We start from the raw sequence: 17733 nt of genomic DNA on the forward strand, positions 1-17733 counted from the left end.
GGGTAGTGGCTACGCCAGGTCAGGCGTCGTGCAAATCATCCAGCGCCGCGCCGTCCCCGCCTGCGCTGAAGTACTCGCTCCGATCCAGCCCGCTCCCCTCGTCCTCGAACAGGAGCAGGTGCGTCAGCGCGACCTCGTCGAGCCGCTCCCAGTACCAGGCCGGGTCCATCGCGATCCGCGCCCTGCGCCCCGCGATCAGCGCCGCGCCCTCGACCTCGTCGAGCTCGCGCGCGGCCGCCCCGCGCCGCCGCGCCGCGGCCGAGCCGGCGGGCGGCGGGGCGAGCGACCTGTGCTCCCACTGGTCCTCGGCGATGTCGGCCGCGTGCGCGACGAAGTGCACGAACACGTGCATCCGGCCGTCGTCCGAAGCCTCGCCCGCGTCCCGCTTGCGCGCGACCACCCGGTGGAGCCCTCGCTCCAGCGAGAGGAACGCCCCGGCGTACGCGCCGGTGCAGCGGAGGAGCACGCTCCGGAACCCGCGCTTCGGCTTGTCGAGCGCCTCCAGCACGTCGCCCGGGGCGCGCGGCGGGCCCCACCGCCGGCTCGCGGGCCACGCGCCGTCGTTGGGCCCGGCCCGCTCGCCGTCGATGTGCAGCGTCGCGCTCCACCCGCGCCGCGGGAGCTGCCTGAGGAGCGGCGCGAGCCACCGCTCGAACGCCCCCGCGTCGAGCTCCTCCAGGATCAGCGTGATCGCGTCGCGGCGCGACTCGGTCGCGACGAGCGCGCGGGGCAGCACCTTGCGCACGCCGTCCCACGCCGCGCGCGCCTCGCCCGCGAGCCCGCGCACCTCCTCGCCCTCGAGCAGCGCCATCAGGGCGAGCTCTTCGACGCCGTGCATCTCCTCCTGCGCGCGCTCGAGCTGCCCCCAGAGCTCGCTCAGCCGGTGGTGCTCCGCCTGCAGCGCCGCGGCGTCGATCTCCTTCCGCCGATCGCGCGACGGCCCGCTCGCGAGGCTCAGCTGCGTCAGCAGGAAGTCGATCTGCTCTTGAGCTGCTCGAGCGGCCCGAGGCCCATCCACCGGTCCACCTCGCGCCGGAGCTCGCCGAGCTGCTCGACGCCGAACGCCTGCTGCGCCGCCTTCGCCGCGCGCCGCCGCCGCGCCACGAGGCGGAGCGCGGGCGTCTCGGCGCGGGCCACGACGGCGCCGTCGGCGGGCGCCGCCGCGTCAGGCTCGCCCGCCTCGGCCACCCACACCGTGAGCTCCCGCGCGTCGCCCCCGAGCTTCGCGAGCAGCCGCGCGAGCGGCGCCGCGAGGTGCTCCTCGACGTGCCGGCGCAGCGCCCGCGCCCCGTACGCCGGCGCGTGGCCGTCCTCGGCGAGCCGCGCGAGCGCCCGCTCCGACACCTCGAGCGCGACGCCCGCCTCCGACAGCCCGCGGCGCTGGGCGAGGCGCTGCGCCGTGAGGCGCGCGACCTCGGCGAGCTCCGCGCGGGTCAGCGCCCGGAACGGCACGACGCGATCGATGCGGTTCACGAACTCCTGCCGGAACGCGCCCGCGACGACGCGCTGGTAGTGCGCCTCGTCCAGCGCGGCCTGCTCCTCCGGCCGCTCCGCGCCCCGCTCGCCGGCGAACCCGGCCCGCGCGCGCCGCTCCGCCGCGCCGAGGTTCGAGGTCATGATCACGATCGCGTTGTGGAAGTACGCCGTCCTGCCGCGCGCGTCGGACAGGCGCCCCTCGCCGAGCACCTGCAGCAGGAGATCGAACACGGCCCGGTGGGCCTTCTCGATCTCGTCGAGCAGGAGCACGCAGAACGGCTGCTCGCGCACGCGCTGCGTGAGCAGCCCGCCCGCGCCGTCGGTCCCGCGGATCAGGCGATCGGCCGCGCCCTCGCTCGAGAACTCGCTCATGTCGAACCGCGAGAGCCGATCGGGCGAGCCGAAGAGCAGCCCGGCGAGCGCGCGGGCCAGCTCGGTCTTGCCGACGCCCGTCGGCCCCACGAAGAGGAACGCCGCGAGCGGCTTGTCGGGCGGCGAGAGCCCCGCCTTCACCACGGCGATCGTCTCGGCGAGCGCGCGCACCGCGCGCTCCTGCCCGACCACGCTCGCGCCGAGGGCGCGCGCCACGCGGTCGACGCGGAGCGGGAGATCGTCGCGCAGCAAGAACGCCGGCATCCCTGTGCGCATCGAGAACAGCTCGTAGAGATCGCCCCGCCCGAGCGTGACCGGCTCCCCCTGCGCTGTCCGCTCCCGCTCGTGCACGGCGCGCAGGTCCTCGTAGAGGCGGACCGCCTTGCCGGGAAACGCGCTGTACGGCAGGTAGCGCTCCGCGAGATCGACGAGCGCCGTCAGCGCGTCGGCCGCGACCGCGGGGCGGTGCGGCTCGACGCGCGCGTCGCGCTCGGCGCGCGCGCCGAGCGCCTTCCGGGTATCGGCGGCCGAGAGCGGATCGATCCGGATGCGGCTCAGGCCCGCGAAGAACGCCCAGTGCCGCCCCTCGAGCGCGTCGAGCCGGTCGTCCCGGAGCTCGCACAGGACGCGCACCCGCCCCTCGTCGAGGTAGGGCCGCATCGCGCCGGCCAGGTCCACGTGGCCCCCGTCGACGCGCTCGGCCAGGAGGTCGTCGAGGTTCTCGAAGTAGAGCACCGCGTCGAGCGCGGCGGCGGCCTCCATCACGCCGTGGATGCGCTCCTGCCACTGCCCGAGCCCGCTCATGCCCGCGATGAGCTGCGCGCCCGACGTCGCGTAGACGAGCCGCGTCTGGCGGGCGACGTACGCCAGCGCGAGCGCGGTCTTCCCGGCGTGCTCCGGGCCCACGAGCAGCACGCCGAGGCGCTCCTCGCCGTCGAGCAGCGCCGCGAGGCGCGCGAGCTCCGCGTCGCGGCAGGCGAGCGGCGGCGCCGCGTGCGGGCTCCGCTGCGCCGCCACGTGGAGCGGCGTCGCCACCGCGACGAGCGCCTCCACCGCCTTCTTCCGCCGCGCGCGCTCCACGATCGAGGCGCCGCGCGGCCCGTGCCCGCCCGCGCGCTCGGGCTCGGGCAGCCGCGTGTGGAGCACCTCCAGGCGGTGCGCGCTCCCGGGCAGGAGCCCCAGGTGCTCCCACGTCGACAGGACCTGCGACGCGAGCAGCCGGCGCACCTCGTGCCGGATCGCCGCCTCGATCGGCTCGCCCGCCTCCACGTAGAACGCGTGCCCGAGGCTCGGCACGAGCACCCACGCGTCGCTGTCGCCGCGCTCCGCCGGCGTCTCCGTCTGCCCGCGCCCGCTCAGCTCGCCGGCCGGCACGACGACGCAGGGGAAGCTCACCGGCACCTCGTTCCGCAGCTTGCGCGGCAGATCGTCGCGCGGGACGGGGACGCTCACGGAGAGGAGCCCCGTCCCTTGCGGGAACGAGAGCCGGGAGACCGCCTCGGGCCGGGCGCGTATGGCGTGCTCGCGCAGGAAGAGCTGCTGCTCGACGAGGACGTCCTCGTCGCGGCCGAAGCTCGCGACGTCCGGCGCCGCGACGGGGAAGGCGAGGCACGCGCCGTCGAAGCGCTCGCGCACGAAGACGAGCGCCCTCGAGGTGCGCCCCTCGCTCGCGTCGCGAGCTCCTTCCGCGGACGCGCCCGCTCCGTCCTCTGGAGCGGGCGCGGATTGTCCGTCGTCGCTGGAGCTCATGCTCATCCGAGAGGGCGGAGCAGAGCCGATCCGCCCTCCCGGCGCAATCAGGTGAACAGCGTGAACAGCGCGATCAGCTCACGTCGGGTCGGCCTTGGGCGTGGTCGGCCCGCTCTTGGGCAGCTCGGGCTGCTTGATGTAGTCGGTCGGGAGGTCGCCGGTGAGCGACTTGAGGAACGCGACGATCGACTTCACCTCTTCGGGCTTGGCCTCCACGCCGAGCTGGTGCCACGCCATCTTGGTCACGGTCTCGTCGAGCGTCGCGAGCGAGCCGTCGTGGAAGTACGGGAAGGTCTTCTCGACGTTCCTGAGGCTCGGGACGCGGAAGAAGAACTTGTCCTTCTCGTCCTTCGTGGCGTCGAAGCGCCCGTTGTCCTTGAGGCCGGGGTACTCCTTCACGAGGCCGAGCTTCTGGAACGTCGAGCCGCCGACGGCCACGCCCGTGTGGCAGGTCGGGCACCCGAGCGAGATGAACTTGTGGAAGCCGGCCTTCTCCTCGGCGGTAAGGGCCTTGTCGTCGCCGCCCAGGAACTTGTCGAAGCGCGACGGCGTGACCAGGCCGCGCTCGAACGCGCCGATCGCCTTGGCCATGTTGTCGTAGGTGATCGGCTCCTTGTCGTCGGGGAAGGCCGCCTTGAAGAGCTTCACGTAGTCGGGGATCGACTTGAGCGTCGTGATGACCCGCTTCTCGTCCGGCATGGCCATCTCGACCGGGTTCAGGATAGGCCCTTTGGCCTGGTCCTCGAGCGTGGCCGCGCGGCCGTCCCAGAACTGGGCGACGTGGAAGCCCGCGTTGTACGCAGAGGGCGAGTTGCGGCCGCCGAGCTGGCCCTTGTGCCCGGAGGAGAACTGCTTGTTGTCGACGCCGTAGGTCGAGAGGCCATGACACGAGTTGCAGGAGAGCTCTTGGTTCTTCGAGAGGCGCGTCTCGTACCACAGCATCCTTCCCAGGGTCACCTTGTCATCGGTGATCGGGTTCTTGTCGCTCTCGAATTTGGCGGGCAGGACCTTGAAGGACTTGACGTCCTTCGGATCGAAGACGAGCGGCTTCACGTCGCTTGTCGCCGCGGCGGTCGCGGCCGGCTTCGCCGTGTTCGAGGCCGGGGGGGCCTTGTGCTCGTAATCCGCGGATCGTTCGCAGGCGCCCAGCCCGGCGGCGAGGAAGAGCGCACTGATGAGAGATGAGGGCCAACGCATGAGGTCTCCTGGCTCGTGAGGACGCCGTCCACGGTATGAGAGAGCCGCCGTGGACGTCAACGCGCGCCGCGGCCGCGCCGTCGGGCGCGCTCGCCGGCCAAGGCGCGGTGCTGGCGGCGGTCGCGGGGGCGCCTCCGGGGTGATGCATGTTACCGGTCGGCTGCGACTCGCGGTCTCGAAGGTAGCGCAATGGATGTCGAGGTGCCTCCTGCGCGCCTATCTCCTCCGAGGTGCGCTTCTCCGCTTCGCCCAATTTCTCCGAGATGCCGCGCGGCGCGCTCGCGCGGCCTGCGGGGCGTGGCAGGTGGGCTGCGGGAGGGCGGAAGCGTGGGAGCGCGGAAACGCCGGATAACGGAAGCGCGGAAACGCGGAAACGCCGGATAGCGGAAGCGCGGGAGGGCGGAAGCGCGGGACCGTGGGCGACACGAGGCCGGCCGGCGAGGGGCCCCTTGCGCGCCCGGGGGGCGCCGGGCAACCCTTCCGGCCGTGCAATCGCCGATCGACAGCGGGGTCGTGCTCATCACCGGCGCGTCGTCGGGCATCGGCCGCGCGCTGGCGCACGAGATCGCCCATCGCGCCCGGGCGCTCGTGCTTGTCGCGCGCCGCAAGGATCGCCTGGAGGCGCTGCGCGCCGAGCTCGTCGCGGCGCGCCCGGCGCTCGCCGTGCTCGTCTTCGGCTGCGACGTCACCGATCGGGCCGCGGTCGACGCGATGCTGCTCGCCGTCGAGGCCGAGGTCGGGGGGGTCGACGTCCTCGTCAACAACGCCGGCTTCGGCGACCTCGGCGTGTTCGACCTCTCCGCGTGGTCGCGCACCGAGCAGATGATCGCGCTGAACGTGACGAGCCTCGCGTACCTCACGCACCGGCTCGTCGGCCCGATGGTGTCGCGCGGGCGCGGCGCGATCGCCAACGTGAGCTCCGGCTTCGGGATGACGTTCGGGCCCGGGATGGCCTCGTACGTCGGCACGAAGCACTTCGTCACGAGCTTTACCGAAGCGCTCCGCCTCGACCTCGCCGGCACCGGCGTGCGGGTGACGCAGGTCTGTCCGGGGCCCGTGAGGACCGAGTTCAACGAGGTGGCCGGCAACTTCACGGGCCTCGAGCCTCCCGCGCTCCTCTCGATCTCCCCGGAGCGCTGCGCGCGCACGCTGGTCGGCGCGGTGGACCGCGGCCGCGCGCTCGTGGTGCCCGGGGTGGTGGCGTGGCTCGTCATCCATCTCGGCGTCATCTGCCCGCGGTGGGTGCTCCGGCTCGCCTACTGGCCGATCGCGCGCGTGCTGCGGAAGAAGCAGCTCGCGGTGCGCGGCGCTCCGGCGCCGCCGTGAGGCGCCCGCCCCCTCGGGCCCGCGATCGGCGGGGCGGCGCGCCGAGGCGCAGGACCTGGGCGCTGCGGCGAGAGCTGCGGTGCGGACCAGAAGGTTCATCTGCGGTCGTGTCCGCCCTCGTGGTAGCGTCTTGCGCCGCTCGTCGAGATCCTGAGGAGGACCACGGATGAAGAAATATCGGTGTCTGGTGTGCGGATTCGTCTATGACCCGGGGGTCGGTGACCCCGACACCGGCATCGCGCCCGGGACCTCGTTCGAGGACCTGCCTGACTCCTGGATGTGCCCGGAGTGCGGCGCGACCAAGGCCGATTTCGAGCCGATCGACGAGTGAGCGGTCCGAGCCTCCGCGCCGTCTCGGCGAGCCGAGTCCCGGGCAGCGCGGAGGCGCCGGCAGGGTGAGCGCATCGGCCGCGCGGCCTCCGCGCGCCGATGAGCGCATCGGATCGCGCAGCGCGCGGTCCCGGTGGGCGCTCCACCTCATCGACCGCGGACCGGCTTGACTCACGCGGCGCGGCGACCGCCATCCGCAGCCGCGCGGGAGCTCAGCGCAGCGAGGCATACGGCGAGGTCGACGAGCGCCCCGCGGCGAGAGCTCAGCGCGCTGCGAGTCGACCCGGTGCGGAGGAGAACACCCCTTCGGGCGTCATTGCGCAATCGCGTGAGCTCGCACGCTCTACGCGGACCGCTTCTCATGAAGCCGCACGCTCTCGAGTGAAGAGCGATTGCGGGGAGGATGAAGAAGAACGGTTAAGAAAGAGAACTGAGCTGCTTCGAGGGTGGACCTGACAGGGATCGAACCTGCGACCTCTAGAGTGCGATTCTAGCGCTCTCCCAACTGAGCTACAGGCCCTCGCTTTCGAGAGCGCGGACTCTACTCGCCGGGGCGCTGGTGTCAAGCATTGATGGCGGTTTTCTCTCCACCGCCGGTCTGTCGTTCGGGGGGACCCTGGGCGCCCCACCAGGTCCCCTTGCTTGCCGTGGTTCCCCCGTTTCCCCCTAGTTGGCAGGGCTCGGCGGCTCCGCGGGCGCGCCGGGCGCCGGCGGAGGCTCGGCCTGCGCGCGCGCCTGGGCCTTCGGGTTCTGGAAGGAGAAGAGCTTCTCGCGCTCCTCCCCGTAGCTCTCCGTGCTGCCCCACTTCGGGTTCCAGTCCTTCACCCAGTACACGTCCCCGGAGACGATCGCGTCCTCGGGCCGGCCCGTGCGGTCCGGGTAGCGGTACATGTACTCCTTCATCGCGTCCCGGTACGAGGTGTTCGCCGGCAGCTTGATGCGGGCGAAGTAGTCGCACCAGATCTGCGTGTACCCGAAGCTCTTCGCGTGCAGGAGGTCGAAGTTCGGCGGCTCGCCGGTGAAGGGGTTGATGTGGCGGCCGTCGACCGTGACCGCGTCCACGACGATCGTCCCGTCGTCCATCACGGGGTTCGGCGAGAACATGAACCAGCCCTGGAGGAACCGGAGCTTCTGCGCGAGGACCCGCGTCGGCTCGGGGTGAGGCACCTTCCAGCGGTTCTTGATGACCCAGAGCTCGACCGCCGCCTGGTTGATCGCGCCGACGAACATCACGAGCACGGCGACCTCGCGCAGCGCCACGAGCACCTTCCGGCCGGCGAGCCGGAGCGGCGCCGGCGGGGGCGCGATCTCCGAGCGCTCCGGGATCCGCGCGCCGAGCGCCCGGCCCAGGCTGCGGCGGTGCGCCGCCGCCATCGCCGCGGTCGCCGCGTCGCGCACGAGCGGCAGGCGGAACACCCACGCCACGACGGGGCCGAGCGGGATCGCCGAGACGATGTCGGCGAGCGCCGCGGCCCCCTCGGCCGCCTCGCCGCCCGGACGCCGCGCCGCGAGCCCGTGGGCCGCGGAGTCCGACGCCTCGAAGGTGAGCAGCCCGAAGCGGTCCATCCGCTTCAGCAAGCGGCAGGCGAGCACGGCGCCCGGCGACCTCGGGTCGAACAGCACCACGCGGGCCCGGTGCACGCGCCGCATCGTGCGCGCGGCGATCTCCCAGTCCTCGCGGCTGATGAGGAGCGTGGAGAACACGCAGAGCGCCCACGCGAACGGGCCCAGCACGAACGTCGTGCCGAACCCGACGTGGAGCAGGTTCATCATCACGAGCGTGAGCCGCCGCGCCCACACCCTGCCGAGCGGCGACAGCAGGCACACCGGGATGGCCGCCTCGAACGAGATGACCATCTTCGTCATGAACAGGATGAGGAAGTTCGGCGCGTAGTCGCGGACGTCCGCGATGATCGGCGTCACCATCCGGTCGACGTAGAGCACGAAGTGGACAGCGGTCCCGTTCTTCCAGGCGGGGCCGGTCTTGTGCACGACGTTGAAGAAGTAGATCGCCGCGAGCTGGATCAGCAGGACGGGCCCGAGGACGGTCACGTGGGCGTCCGGCTTCCGGGGGTCGTCGAGCGTGGAGCGGTCGTTCAGATCGTCCGCGGTCCGTTCACGGCTCCGCTTCAGCGACGCGCGGAGCGCGTCGACGGAGAAGCGATCGCCCAGCGGCAGGAAGCACGTCCAGAGCAGCAGCAGGTTGTGGACGACGTAGCCGCCGTTCTCGATGAGCAGGACGCGCCCGTTCATGCTCGTGACGAACACGAGCGAGAGGACCTGCATGAGCTTCGTCTTCCAGCCGATGAGCAGGCAGACGTAGGTGGCGAAGATCACGGCCCAGAGGACCCAGAGCTCGCCCGGCGTGGAGAAGGCGTTGACGATCGAGAAGTTCCCGCCGCCCTGCGGGCGCCAGAGGTTCACGTGGTTCGGCAGGACGCCGATGTCCGCGAACATGTCGGACCACGCCCAGCTGCGGCGGAACAGGTCGCCGAGGAGGAAGAAGCCGAGCAGGATGCGCGTGAAGCCGAGCGTGCGCCGGTCGAACGTGAAGAAGCTGTCCCGGAGGATGTCCCACATCGAGGGCCCGCGCGGCCGGGGAGGCGGCTCCGGCTCCGCGTCGTCTTCCTCGTCGTGCTCGCCCTCCGCGGCGACATCGTCCTCGGCGACCCCTTCGCGCCGCGCCTCGCGCGCCGCGCCGTCGTCCACGCGCGCGGCCTTGCTCGCGCCGTCGTCTGCGCGCGCGCCCTCGCTCGCGCCGGAGCCTCTCGCGGCGGCGGCCTCCGGGCCTGCTTCGCGGCTCTCGCCGGGGTCCTCGTTCCGGAGCGCGCCCTCGGGCCCACCCTCGTCGCGATCGTCTTTTGCGTTCATAAGGCGTCGAGATCGATATCGATGCTGCGCGAGCGGAGCGCTCGCCGTTCCGATCCCCTACCTACCGCAACCGCGCGGGCGCCGCACGAGGCGACCAGGGGCGCGACGGGCGAGCGCGCCGCGTCACGCCCTGTGGGCAGGATCGCGACCGCACGGCGCTCTTGATGTGCGCGGCGCGGGACGGTAACGAGGAGGGCGACGTGCGCCCGATGCCCGAAGCGCCCAACGCGCCCGAAGCGCCCGAAGCGCCCGACGCTGAAGAGCGCCTCGCGCTCGCGAGCTGCGCCTTCGCGTCCGGCTGCATCCTGCTCGCGCCGCGTGAGTGGATCTCGTCGGGGCTCGCGCTCGTGCTCGCGGCGGTGCTCTTCGGGTGGCACCTCCGGCGGCGCGCCAGGGCCCCGAAGGGAGGGCCGGCGGCGCTCGCGCAGGGCGCCCGCGGCGCTCAGGGCGCGCCGGGTGAAGAGCCGCGGGCCTCCGCCTGAACGCGCAGCGGAGGGCGGCCGAAGCGGGCGCGCACGCGGTCGGCGACGGCGCGCACCTGCGGCGCCCCGAGCAGCCGCCGCTCCAGGCGCCGCTTGCCGGGGATGTCGAGGAGCATCACGCCGATCACGATCACCAGCACGCCCGGACCGGGGACGCCGGGCAGCGACAGCAGGATCCCGAGCGCGACGGCCATCACGCCGAGCAGGTTCTTTCCGATGCGCGCCGCCACGCGCACCCAGGCCGGGCGCCCTTCCAGGAAGGGCGCCTCTTCCTCCCTCTCCAGGTAGTCCTCGGGCAACCGGACGAGCACGACAGCGGCGAGCGCCATGCCCGCGAGGAAGCTGACGAGGCACACGCCCACGCCGATGGCGAACTGCTCGCGGTGCGACTCGACGAACGCGAGCGCTGCTCGGGCGGAATCCGTCATCGATGAGGCGGGCAACATACGGCGGTGAGGCGGGGAGCATACGGCGCGAGGCCGGCTCGGGCGAGTCGGGCCGGCGGCTCAGGGGATGAGCACGGTGCCGATCGAGCCCGGCTCGCTCGCCTCGCGCGCGAGATCGCCCGGCTTGAGCCGCCCCAGGATGTGGATGCGGCGGACCCCTTCGGCGAGCGCGGCGAACGACTCCTCGAGCTTCGGGATCATCCCGCGGGTGACGGCGCCGCTCGCGATGAGGGCGCGCCCTTCGGCGACCGTGAGGCTCGGGATGCGCGAGGCGGGATCGGACACGTCGCGCAGCACGCCCGGCACGTCGCTCACGAGGAAGAGCCCCGCCGCGCCGAGCTCGACGGCGACCCGGTTGGCGACCGTGTCGGCGTTGATGTTGTACGCCTGCCCGTCCGCGCCGGCCCCGAGGCAGGCGAGGACGGGCAAGTAGCCGCCGCTCCCGAGCAGCTCGAGCAGCCCGCGATCGACGCCCGTGATGTCGCCGACGAGGCCGAGGTCCACCGGCTCGGGCCCGGCGCTGGCGTACACCTGCGGCGGCCGCTTGACCGCCGAGAGGGCGGGCCCGCTCGCGCCGTGGAGCCCGACCGGCCTCGCCCCCGCGGCGACGAGCGCGGCGCACAGGTCGACGTTGAGCTTGCCGGCGACGACCATCTTCATGACGTCGAGCGTGTCCGCGTCGGTGACCCGCTGACCGGCGACCTGCCGGACGGGGATGCCGAGGCGCTCCTGCAGCCGGGTGGCCTGCGCGCCGCCGCCATGGACGACGATCGCGCGCGTGCCCGCGCGGGTGAGCGCCGCGAGGTCGCTGGAGAGGATGGCGAGGGCAGGGCCGCCGACGACCTCACCGCCGAGCTTGATGACGAGCGGGCCTGTCGCCGTGGTCACGGGTGCCTCCGCGCTGCTCTGGGACATTTCATGAGGGGCACACGTACCACTTCTGAAACGGCCAGGGCAGAGGTCGCCCGCGCCCGCGCCCGCGCGCGGGGTGGCGGGGGGTGGGTGAGCGCTCACGCCGCGCGCGGGGCGGGTGGTAGCGCGAGCGGGCGCCGGCGACCTCGCGCGGGGCGGCGCTCGGCCCTCCGCGGCTTCCGTGGCATGCTTGCGCGGTGATCCAGGCCCTCCGACAGGCGCTGTCCAGCCGCGCGGAGCCGATGCTCGCGCTCCTCGAGCGGCTGGTGAACCTCAACTCGTTCACGGACAATCCACGCGGCGGTGACGCCGTGGGCGAGGTCCTTGCCAACGAGCTCTCGACGATCCCCGGCCTGTGCGTGCGGCGGTTCGCGAGCGCGCGCTACGCCGCGCACTGGGTGGCGGAGAGCGAGGCGGCGAAGGCGTCCCCGGCGGGGCATGTCGCCGTCGTCGGGCACCTCGACACGGTGTTTCCCCCGGGGGTCTTCGAGGGCTTCCGCCTGGACGGGGAGCTCGCGCGCGGGCCCGGCGTGCTCGACATGAAGGGCGGGCTCGTGGTGGCGATCGAGGCGCTCAGGGCGCTCGAGCGGATCGGCGCGCTGCCGGCGATCCCGGTGCGGTTCGCGATCGTGGCGGACGAGGAGGTCGGGTCGCCCGAGGGGCGGCCGCTGCTGCAGCGCGAGCTCGCGGGCGCCGCGTGCGCGCTCGTGCTTGAGGCGGGGCGCGAGGGGGACCGGATCATCACCGCGCGCAAGGGCACGGGGGGCGCGACGGTGAGGGCCACGGGCAAGGCCGCGCACGCCGGCAACGCGCACCGGCAGGGCGCGAACGCCATCTGGGCGCTCGCGCGCTTCATCGACCGGGCGCAGCAGCTCACCGACTACGGGCGGGGGGTGACCGTCAACGTCGGCAAGGTGAGCGGAGGGCAGGGCAGGAACACGGTGCCCGACGCGGCGGAGGCGCAGGTCGACTTCCGCTTCGTGAGCCGCGCGGACGGCGAGGCGATCCTGGCGGCGCTCGCCGCGGCGGCGCGCGAGGCGGCCGCCGAGGTGCCCGGCACCGCCGCGCAGGTCGACGGCGAGATCGCGCGGTCGCCGCTCGTGCGGACCGACGCGAGCGAGGCGCTCTACCGTGAGTACGCGGCCTGCGCGCGGGCGGCGGGGCTCGGCGACGCCGAGGCGCCCCTCCTCGGCGGCGGATCCGACGCCAGCTCGACGGCCGAGATCGGGATCCCGTCCATCGACGGGCTGGGGCCGCGGGGGAGCGGCTTCCACACGAAGGACGAGCTGGTCGAGGTGGGCACGCTGGTCCCCAAGGCGGAGGCGCTGGCGGCGTTCCTGCTGGGCCGGCGCGCCTGAGGGCTGACAGGCGGCGCGCGACTCCGACGCTCGCCTGCCGCGGGCTGCCACGTGCGACCCCAGTGGATCACCTGGGCGGCTGCCTCGGGTCGCGGCTGTAAGGGATCCCCTTGCTGCGATGGCCCGAACCCGCGAGAATGTATTTATGACAAGTGGGGCTGCTTACACATTGACGGGGGTCATCCACGAATCCACGGCGACGACGGTCTACCGGGGAGTTCGAGAGAGCGACCGCTCGCCGGTGGCGATCAAGCGGCTCAAGAGCGAGCGCCCGCTGCCGGTCGAGATCGCGAAGCTCAAGTACGAATACGCCATCGCCCGAGACCTCGCGCTGCCGGGCGTCGTGAGGGTCTATGGGATCGAGAAGGTGGGGAGCAGCCTCGCGCTCATCATGGAGGACGCGGGCGAGCGCCCGCTCAACGAGATCATCGGCGCGAGCAAGCTGAAGCTGGAGGACGCGCTCCGTATCGCGATCTCGATCGCCGACGTCCTGGAGTCGATCCATCGGAGAGGCGTCACGCACATGGACGTCAAGCCGCACAACATCCTCGTCGACGCGGAGACGTTGCAGGCCAAGCTGACGGATTTCGGCAGCGCGACGCGCCTATCGCAGGAAGCCCACAAAGCGAGCCGCTTCGCGTCCTTCGAGGGGACCCTGGCCTACATGTCGCCGGAGCAGAGCGGGCGGCTGAACGTCGTCATCGATCGCCGCACGGACCTCTACTCCCTGGGCGTCACCCTGTACGAGATGGTGACGGGCGTCCTCCCCTTCCGGACGACGGACCTCATGGACCTCGTGCACAGCCACATCGCGCGGACCCCGCCGGCGCCGCACACCGTGTCGCCCGCGGTGCCGAGCGCCGTGTCCGACATCGTGATGAAGCTGCTCGCCAAGAGCCCCGACGACAGGTACCAGAGCGCCCACGGGCTCAAGGTCGACCTGGAAGAGTGCTCGTCGCAGCTCTCCTCGAAGGGGAAGATCGAGCCGTTCCCCGCCGGCCGATACGACTACGTCGATGAGCTGCGGGCGCCTCAGAAGCTCTACGGCCGGGAGACCGAGGTCGCGCTCCTCTCCGACGCCTGGGGCCGCACGAGGCAGGGCGGCAGCGAGTCCGTCCTGGTCTCCGGCTACTCCGGGATCGGCAAGTCGGTCCTCGTGAACGAGCTCCAGAAGAGCGTCGTTCGCGAGAGAGGGTATTTCGCGACCGGCAAGTTCGACCAGCTCAACCGGACCACCCCGTACGCGGCCGTCGCGCACGTCTACCAGGAGCTCCTCCGCAACATCATGGCGGAGCCCGCCGAGGCGCTGGCGCAGTGGAAGAGCAGGCTGGGGGAGGCGGTCGGCTCGAACGGGCAGCTCCTCATCGACCTGATACCGGAGCTCGAGCTCCTCATCGGCCCTCAGCCGGCCGTCCAGGCGCTCGGCCCCACGGAGTCCCAGGCGCGGTTTCAGCTGACGCTCCACAACTTCTGCCGCGCCTTCCCCTCCAAGGATCGCCCCCTGGTCCTCTTCTTCGATGACCTGCAGTGGGCGGACGCGGCGTCGCTCAAGTTCCTTCAGACCATCGCGGCCGAAGCGCGCATCGCCTACATGCTCATGATCGGCGCGTACCGCGACAACGAGGTCGACGCGAGCCACCTGTTCTCCGTGGTCCTCGGGGAGCTCCGCACGAAGGCGGCGGGGGTGAGCGAGCTTTCGCTCAAGCCGCTCGCCTTCTCCGACGTGAACCAGCTCGTCGCCGACACGTTGAGCTGCGATCCTCATCGCGCGGAGCCCCTCGCGAGGCTCATCTTCGACAAGACCCGGGGCAACCCGTTCTTCATGAGCCAGCTCATGAAGAGCCTGCACGCAGAGAAGCTCCTCTCGTTCGACCCCACCCGCTTCTCGTGGACATGGGACGTCGATCGCATCCACGAGGCGAAGGCCTCGGAGAACGTGATCGAGCTCATGGTGGGCAAGATGCGCCGGCTGCCCGAGCGCGCCCAGCGCGTCCTCTCCCTCGCGGCGTGCGTCGGCCACCAGTTCGATCTGACGACGCTGGCGATCGTCACGAGGCGGTCTCGCCAGGAAGCGGCCCGCGAGCTCTGGGGCGTGCTCCGCGAGGGGTTCATCCTCCCCGTGGACGCGGAGTCCAGGTTCTTCGATATCGCGATGGACGGTGAGCTCGCCGTCGCCGAGGACGGCTCCGGCGAGGAGCTCAACGTCTCTTACAGGTTCTTGCACGATCGCGTGCAGCAGGCCGCCTACGCGCTCATGGACGACGCGGACAAGCAGGCGGCGCACCTCCAGATCGGGCGGCTGATGCTGGAGGACAGCAGGCGAGATCAGTCCGAGGCCGAGCTGTTCGACATCGTGGGCCACATGAACAGGGGCGTCGCCCTGATCACGGACGAGCGCGAGAGGCGGACGCTCTCGGGGCTGAACCTCGACGCAGGCAAGCGGGCGAAGATGGGGGCCGCCTATGACGCCGCGGTCCATTACCTCGAGGTCGGGACATCGCTGCTCGATCAGGAGAGCTGGAAGCGCGAGTACGAGCTCACGTTCGGGCTCCACGCCGAGCTCGCGGAGTGCAGGTGTCTGAACGGCAGCTTCGAGGCGGCCGAGCCGCTGCTCGACGTCCTCTCTGCCCAGGCGAAGAGCACGCTGGATCGCGCGAACATCTGCGTCCTGCGCATGACCTTCTTCGTGATGACCGGCCAGATCGGCAAGGTGATCAGCCAGGCGCTGGAGGCGCTCGGCCTCTTCGGGATCGACATCCCCGAGGGGGTCGAGGAGCGCGACGCGATGCTGCGCAAAGAGCTCGCCGCCATGCGCGCGGGCCTGGAGGGGCGCGAGATCGCCGAGCTCATCGACCTGCCGCCGGCCGCCAGCGCGGAGACACAGAAGATCCTGAGCCTCCTGGGCGAGCTGGCGACGCCGGCGAACGCCGTGGATCCCACGCTCGCGCTGCTCGCGGTGGTCAAGCAGATCAACCTGTCGATGAAGCACGGGAACTCGGCCATGTCCGCCGTGGGGTACGTCACGTACGGCAGCATGCTGGTGAACGACCTACCCCAGCTCCGAGGCAACCCGCGGCGGCACGAGGAGGGATACGCGTTCGCGAAGCTAGGGATCGAGCTCAACGAGAAGTTCAACGACATCCGCCTCACCTGCAAGCTCCTGATCTACTTCGCGGCGATACTCCATTTCTTCGAGCACCTCACGGTGGCGATCGACTATTTCGGGCGCGCCCGCGAGGCCGGGCTGGCGAGCGGCGACCCGGTCTTCTCGTCGTTTTGCTGCATGCATATCGCGGCGGCGAAGCTGAACCTCGGTGACGAGCTGGACGCGCTCGCGGAAGAGATCGAGCAGAACCTCGCGCTCGTGCGGCGGATCGGCGATCTGACCACGATCCACACGCTGATCTGCGCGAAGCAGGTGGTCGCGAACCTCACGGGCCGAACCGAAGGGGGGCACTCCCTGAGCGGCGGCTCGTTCGACGAGGCCGAGTTCACGAGGTCGATCGAGGGGCCGGAGTTCGGCTATGTGGCCAGCTGGTACAGCGCCTTCAAGCTTCAGCTGAGCTACCTTCACGGGGACTACGCGGCCGCGCGCTCGTTCCTGGCCGCGGCCGAGCGGCAGATCGCGGGGTGGTCGAGCCACGCCTGGGCGACGGAGATCGTGTTCTTCGGCTGCTTGACGCTCGCGGCGTCGTGCGACGCGGCGCCGGCCGGCGAGCGGGAGCAGCACATGGAGGCGCTCGCGAGGCTCGAGGCGAAGCTGCGCCGCTGGGCGGAGCTGAGCCCGTCCAACTACGCCCACAAGAGCACCCTCGTGGCGGGCGAGGTGGCGCGCCTCTCGGGGCGGACGCGGGACGCCATGATGCTTTACGAGAAGGCGATCGACGGGGCGAGGGCGAACCGGTTCGTGCGCGACGAGGCGATCGCGAACGAGCTCGCGGCGAAGCTGTACGAGGGCGAGGGGCTGCTCCGGAGCGCTCGCGCCTTCATGACGGACGCGTACCACGCGTACCTCTTGTGGGGCGCGACAGCCAAGGTGGAGAGCCTGGCGCGGGTCGCGCCCCACCTCGTGCCTCCCGACGGAGGGCTCCTCGGGCCGCGCAGCGTGACCGCGTCGTCATCGCGCTCCAGCCGGGCCCAGACCACGTCGACGACGCGGCTCAGCACGAGCATCCTCGACGTGGAAGCGGTCATCCGGGCCGCGCAGGCGCTCGCGGGCGAGGTCGTCCTGGAGAGCGTCGTGAGCCGGCTGATGGAGATCGTCATCAAGAACTCCGGCGCGCAGAAGGGCGCCCTCATCCTCGATCGCGAGCAGCACCTGCTCGTCGAGGCGGTCGTCACGGCGGAGCCGAGCTCGCTCCGGGCAGGCCTGGCCATCCCGCTCGAGGGGAGCGACGACGTGCCGGTCTCCATCGTGCAGTACGTCGCGAGGACGAGGGAGCCCGTGATCCTGGCGGACGCGACGCAGGAGCCCCGGTTCGCGAGCGACCCGTACGTCGCCGCGTGCGCCCCGAGGTCGATCCTGTGCCTGCCCATGGTCCACCAGGGCCGGACCAAGGGGATCATCTACCTGGAGAACCGGCTCGCCCCGAGCACCTTCAAGCCGGCGCGGCAGGAGCTCGTCAGGCTCCTCTTGTCCCAGGCCGGGACGGCCGTGGAGAACGCGCTGCTCTACGAGCACCTGGAGCACCGCACGGCGGCGCTCCAGGAGGCCGAGCAGCGGCTCGGGGTCGAGTTCGCCGGGCGAGAGCGGAGCGAGCGGGCGCGCCTGTCGCTGCAGGAAGAGATCATCCGGGTGCAGAACGATCGGCTCGCGGAGCTGTCCACCCCCCTCATCCCGATCACCGACCGGATCATGGTCATGCCGCTGATCGGGATGATGGACCGCGCGCGGGCCCAGCAGGCGCTCAGCACCGCGCTGCACGGGGTCGAATCGAACGGCGCCGAGGTCGTGATCCTCGACATCACCGGCGTGAAGCTCGTCGACACCGACGTCGCGAGCACGCTGATGTCCACCGCGAAGGCCCTCCGGATGCTCGGGGCGCAGGCGGTGCTCACCGGCATCCGCCCCGAGGTCGCGACGACCCTCACGGGCCTGCAGATCGAGTTCAAGGAGATCGTGACGCGGGGGACGCTCCAGAGCGGCATCGCGTACGCGCTGCAGAGGACGGGGAGGCCCGAGGCCCTCGCGAAGAGCGCTGCGCGCTGAGCGCA

Annotated in this window: 11 protein-coding genes and 1 tRNA gene; 5 read left to right on the top strand and 7 right to left on the bottom strand. The window is 71.9% G+C overall.

The window, feature by feature from the left end; translation table 11 throughout:
• Window positions 1-19: 19 nt before the first annotated feature.
• From POL72_RS21875 to POL72_RS21885, 3 genes are all read right to left on the bottom strand, one after another.
• Window positions 20-1018 (bottom strand): hypothetical protein, encoded by a 999-nt coding sequence (locus POL72_RS21875; RefSeq protein ID WP_272097448.1) that lies wholly within the window; start codon window positions 1016-1018, stop codon window positions 20-22.
• On the bottom strand, window positions 964-3597 hold the full coding sequence (locus tag POL72_RS21880) for an AAA family ATPase (RefSeq protein ID WP_272097449.1): 2634 nt from the start codon (window positions 3595-3597) through the stop codon (window positions 964-966). The genes POL72_RS21875 and POL72_RS21880 overlap by 55 nt, the downstream gene beginning before the upstream one ends.
• A 78-nt stretch (window positions 3598-3675) precedes the next feature.
• The gene (locus POL72_RS21885) at window positions 3676-4794 is read right to left on the bottom strand and encodes a cytochrome-c peroxidase (protein WP_272097450.1); all 1119 of its coding nucleotides are present in this window, start codon (window positions 4792-4794) and stop codon (window positions 3676-3678) included.
• A gap of 486 nt (window positions 4795-5280) precedes the next feature.
• On the opposite strand from POL72_RS21885, the gene POL72_RS21890 reads away from it, so the two are divergent.
• Together POL72_RS21890 and rd are read left to right on the top strand one after the other, a co-directional pair.
• Window positions 5281-6120 carry an SDR family NAD(P)-dependent oxidoreductase gene (locus POL72_RS21890; protein ID WP_272097451.1) on the top strand — a complete coding sequence of 280 codons (840 nt, stop codon included), beginning with the start codon at window positions 5281-5283 and terminating at the stop codon, window positions 6118-6120.
• A gap of 166 nt (window positions 6121-6286) precedes the next feature.
• Window positions 6287-6451, top strand: coding sequence for a rubredoxin (rd, locus tag POL72_RS21895; RefSeq protein ID WP_012232973.1), 165 nt, complete (start codon window positions 6287-6289; stop codon window positions 6449-6451).
• Between the two features lie 446 nt (window positions 6452-6897).
• Here the strand turns inward: rd and POL72_RS21900 are convergent.
• Both POL72_RS21900 and POL72_RS21905 read right to left on the bottom strand, forming a co-directional pair.
• A tRNA-Ala gene (locus POL72_RS21900) sits at window positions 6898-6970 on the bottom strand.
• Window positions 6971-7116: 146 nt separating this feature from the next.
• Window positions 7117-9321, bottom strand: coding sequence for an HTTM domain-containing protein (locus tag POL72_RS21905; RefSeq protein ID WP_272097452.1), 2205 nt, complete (start codon window positions 9319-9321; stop codon window positions 7117-7119).
• Window positions 9322-9521: 200 nt separating this feature from the next.
• Here POL72_RS21905 and POL72_RS21910 point away from each other — a divergent pair, with 200 nt between their 5' ends.
• Entirely contained in the window at window positions 9522-9803 is a 282-nt protein-coding gene (locus POL72_RS21910) for a hypothetical protein (protein ID WP_272097453.1), read from the top strand.
• Here the strand turns inward: POL72_RS21910 and POL72_RS21915 are convergent.
• Both POL72_RS21915 and argB read right to left on the bottom strand, forming a co-directional pair.
• A complete protein-coding gene (locus POL72_RS21915) occupies window positions 9764-10231 on the bottom strand; it encodes a hypothetical protein (RefSeq protein WP_272097454.1) in 468 nt (155 codons plus the stop codon). The two genes, POL72_RS21910 and POL72_RS21915, sit on opposite strands and share 40 nt — an antisense overlap.
• Before the next feature lie 78 nt (window positions 10232-10309).
• Window positions 10310-11137 carry an acetylglutamate kinase gene (gene argB / locus POL72_RS21920; protein WP_308738129.1) on the bottom strand — a complete coding sequence of 276 codons (828 nt, stop codon included), beginning with the start codon at window positions 11135-11137 and terminating at the stop codon, window positions 10310-10312.
• Window positions 11138-11358: 221 nt separating this feature from the next.
• On the opposite strand from argB, the gene POL72_RS21925 reads away from it, so the two are divergent.
• Together POL72_RS21925 and POL72_RS21930 are read left to right on the top strand one after the other, a co-directional pair.
• Window positions 11359-12519, top strand: coding sequence for a M20/M25/M40 family metallo-hydrolase (locus POL72_RS21925; RefSeq protein WP_272097456.1), 1161 nt, complete (start codon window positions 11359-11361; stop codon window positions 12517-12519).
• Window positions 12520-12664: 145 nt separating this feature from the next.
• Window positions 12665-17728 carry a protein kinase domain-containing protein gene (locus POL72_RS21930; RefSeq protein WP_272097457.1) on the top strand — a complete coding sequence of 1688 codons (5064 nt, stop codon included), beginning with the start codon at window positions 12665-12667 and terminating at the stop codon, window positions 17726-17728.
• The last annotated feature ends 5 nt before the right edge of the window (window positions 17729-17733 follow it).

This window comes from Sorangium aterium (genome assembly GCF_028368935.1).
GTDB classification, from domain to species: domain Bacteria; phylum Myxococcota_A; class Polyangia; order Polyangiales; family Polyangiaceae; genus Sorangium; species Sorangium atrum.